Source organism: Roseateles sp. P5_B10, assembly GCF_056400485.1.
Genome location: NZ_JBFULE010000896.1, coordinates 1 through 2,035, shown reverse-complemented (window position 1 = coordinate 2,035; position 2,035 = coordinate 1). Strand labels below are relative to the sequence as shown.

Sequence of the window (2,035 nt, the reverse complement as noted above, 5' to 3'; positions counted from 1 at the left end):
GCCCATTACTGCTGACCGAGAGGGGCGTGTGATGTTTTTCACGCCGCAGTATGGTCTTTGCTGCGAGGGTGCTTTGTCCAGCTCTGAGCGGTGACGCTCTTGACAGCTAGCTATTGATGATGGACTCGATTTCGGCGACGAGTTCCAGTACCTCAGAGAACGTTGGAACTGGCCCAAAGATCATCCCGGCCATGGCTGCATAGTCCCGCTGCAGGGCAGCGCKCATKGGCTCGGGCGGCAGCAGAGTGAATGAGCCTGTTGTCGCCATCTCTATGCCGAGGTCTGGGCTGCCGAAAAAGAGCCGAGCATGGGTCGTGCAATCAGTGGCGAGCGCTTGGTTCTTCAACCAGACGCCAACGTCGGGCGCCTGCATAAGCTGATGAAGATCGAAGTAGTGACGCGACACGCGCTGCCCACCATGGCGCAGCTCGCCGCGGCGCTCAAACCATTGGCGCAGGCCGTGGGCGATGATGATCTTGTCCCAGAAGGTCCGCTCGGCATCAACGGTGGTGACGTTTCCGACCTTGAGGTCGAGCGCGGGCAACTCGTGGGCGATGTAGGGTTGAACAATCGCCGCGCGATGTGGATCCAACRCCGACTTCGCGCCKGCTTCAATCTTCACCGCCGAGCGAATGTAGTCACCTTCGCGCGCGAGCGCCGTTGGGTACCAAAGCAGCAGGGTTTGACCATCCGCATCATCTGGATCAAGCTCGATGCGCAATCGGTCGTTGTCGAAGCTCGCCAAGCGCAGGCTAAGTTGCGCGGCTAGCGGGCCGCCGATATAGGTCTGGCATGCGGCTCGGATTTCATCGAGCCGTTTCCGCCGTTGCTTGCCACTCAAGGCGTCCAGTTCAGCGGGCTCAACAGCTTGGCCGATGTCTTCCCGAAACACTGTGATGTCGATGTCTTCTGAGAAGCGAGGGATCAGGTCGAAGGCTTTGGACAGTGATGTGCCACCTTTGAACAGCAGCCGCGGGCTGCCGTCCTCCAGTCCGTTGAACAGCGCATCGAGTGTCCAGCACACCCAAAAGTCTTTCTCGACGTTCTGGGCCGGTGTACCGAGCCGCGTCGCGGTCTCAGTGAATAGGCCGGCACGGTCCGCGTCGCTACTGGCGATGATTTCTTTGTATGCCGAGTTCATGTCGTCGATCCCGGCGTCGGGTCAAAACCTGGCACCGTGCGAAGGTAGTCTTGCATCCAGGCGGGCAGCAGGCCGAAACCTTGAGCGAGGTCGGCGCATATCGCGGCGCCATGCTTGGCGTCGCTGAGCACACGCGCAAGCTTTTGCCGGATGCGATCACCGTCCGTGGACAGCATGTCTTTCAGCCAGTACAGGGCTTGCACGACCCGCATTGCGGGGCGACCCGCCCAATACAGTCGGCTTGTCGCGGCGGTCTTAAAGACGATGTTCAGGCGGTCGATCTGCAGGTTGCGGCGGCGCGTGTCGGAGTAGATCGTGACCTGCGCCGGTACAGCGTCGGTCAAGCCCAGATCGTTCGCGGCTGTCATGCCGTCGACCAGCAGGCGTGACTGATCGCGTCTGGCTAGGGCGTCGAGAACAGCCCGATAGTCCGGTGCGCTTGGGCGACCGGTCAGGCGATTGGTGTTTGGAAGGTCGTACAGCCCTCGGTCGATGCGCCGTAGGGCGCTGCGGGCAACCAGGCGCTGCATGGCCTTATCGACCGCGTCGCGCGAGCCCAGGGATGCGAAGTCGGCAGGCATCCACACGCGGCCGGGGCCGGCCGCCTGGATCTGGTCTGCGATTTGGTCAATGGTGGGCAATGCGTCCTCCTGTCCGAAAAATGTATACAAAGTTCGGACAGGTTGCAAGAGGACGATATTCCGTTTGTCCGAAGTTTGTATACAAATTTCGGACAGTGCGGCTGGCTTAGGTCCAAGACAGCCAGCGGGCGCAAGCTTGGTCTAAGTGTGCAAGCACCAGTATCGTGCGAGGCGTGCTGCGGTCATTGTGACTTGCCGTAGTGCGGTCATCAGTGGCCAACGAGATTAAGATTCAAGATACGCGTTGCCTGCC

Annotated in this window: 2 protein-coding genes; both read right to left on the bottom strand. The window is 60.5% G+C overall.

All coding sequences use genetic code 11. The annotated features are described in order from the left end of the window. Positions 1-106: 106 nt before the first annotated feature. Positions 107-1,141, bottom strand: a complete 1,035-nt coding sequence (locus AC1DU6_RS28985; protein WP_477861390.1) for a nucleotidyl transferase AbiEii/AbiGii toxin family protein — start codon at positions 1,139-1,141, stop codon at positions 107-109. Beyond that, positions 1,138-1,782 carry a DUF6088 family protein gene (locus tag AC1DU6_RS28980; protein ID WP_457325163.1) on the bottom strand — a complete coding sequence of 215 codons (645 nt, stop codon included), beginning with the start codon at positions 1,780-1,782 and terminating at the stop codon, positions 1,138-1,140. Before AC1DU6_RS28980 ends, AC1DU6_RS28985 begins: the two co-directional genes overlap by 4 nt. Between the last annotated feature and the right edge of the window lie 253 nt (positions 1,783-2,035).